This window comes from Oleiphilus sp. HI0043 (genome assembly GCF_001634935.1).
This window is the reverse complement of the sequence record NZ_LWEY01000791.1, coordinates 1-1,114: the sequence shown is the minus strand read 5'-3', so window position 1 is coordinate 1,114 and position 1,114 is coordinate 1. Positions and strand designations below refer to the sequence as shown.

Annotated in this window: 2 protein-coding genes; both read left to right on the top strand. The window is 46.8% G+C overall.

Annotated elements, in window-relative coordinates:
- The coding region (locus tag A3729_RS09095; protein WP_068633709.1) for a M24 family metallopeptidase at positions 1-283 on the top strand (283 nt) is incomplete at its 5' end.
- A gap of 125 nt (positions 284-408) precedes the next feature.
- The coding region (locus tag A3729_RS09090) for an FAD-dependent monooxygenase (protein WP_197475724.1) at positions 409-1,114 on the top strand (706 nt) is incomplete at its 3' end.

Here is a 1,114-nt window from a genome sequence, read left to right as displayed (position 1 = left end):
TATGCATCGAACAGGCCATTGGTTGGGCTTGGATGTTCATGCTGTTGGTGAGTATAAAATCGACGGTGAATGGAGAGAGCTTGAGCCCGGTATGGTGATTACGGTTGAACCGGGTATTTATATCGCTCCCGGCAATAAAGAAGTGGCGAAAAAGTGGCGCGGCATTGGCATTCGTATAGACGATGATGTTGCTGTTACCAAGAAGTCTCATCAGGTGCTATCTAAAGATGTCCCGAAAACGATTCATGATATTGAAGCCATTATGGCGCAGGCCTCGTCTTAGGGAGTACACATGGCTCAAGAATTTTCCCAGTTAGAAGAAAAAAGTGTTTGTGATGTATTGATTGTCGGGGCTGGAATGGTCGGGGCAAGCACTGCTTTGGGGCTAAGCTAGGCCTTGATGTCGTCATGATTGATGCCTTTGCCTTCTCTAAAGATATACCTGAGTACACTCCTAGCTACGATGCGAGGTCGACAGCCTTGTCTTGGGGCACGCGAGAAATCTTAGAGCAGCTTGATGTCTGGACAGATATTGAGCCTTCGGTATGTGCCATCGAACAGGTTCATGTATCAGAAAAAGGCTGCTTTGGAACCACCCGGATGCATGCAGCAGAGTATGGACAGGAAGCCTTAGGTTATGTGGTGCCGAATCAGTGCTTGGGCCAGAGTTTGTTAAGCAAGGTGTATGAGAGATCACTACCTTTTTATAGTGGTGTGAAGGTTTCTCATATATCTCAAGGCAAAGACTTCCATCAAGTGCACTTAAGCTCAATTGAGCAGCCTGAACAGCAGAAAGTGCTAAACACTCGCTTGATGGTGATTGCAGATGGTACGGAGTCGAGCACTGCGAAGCTATTAGGCATTGCTTATCAAGTGGAAAAATATTCTCAGCATGCCTTGGTGGCTAACGTCAGTACTGCATTGCCAAATGAAGGTGTTGCGTTTGAGCGCTTCACTAAGAAAGGCCCATTGGCAATGTTGCCCTTGAGGGAGTCTGATTGTGCACTGGTCTGGACACATGACGAAAAAGAGATACAGGCACATTTGGATATGAGCGATGCTGAATTTTGTAAAGCTTTGGAAGAGAGTTTCAGTGAGCGGCTAGGTCCGATTG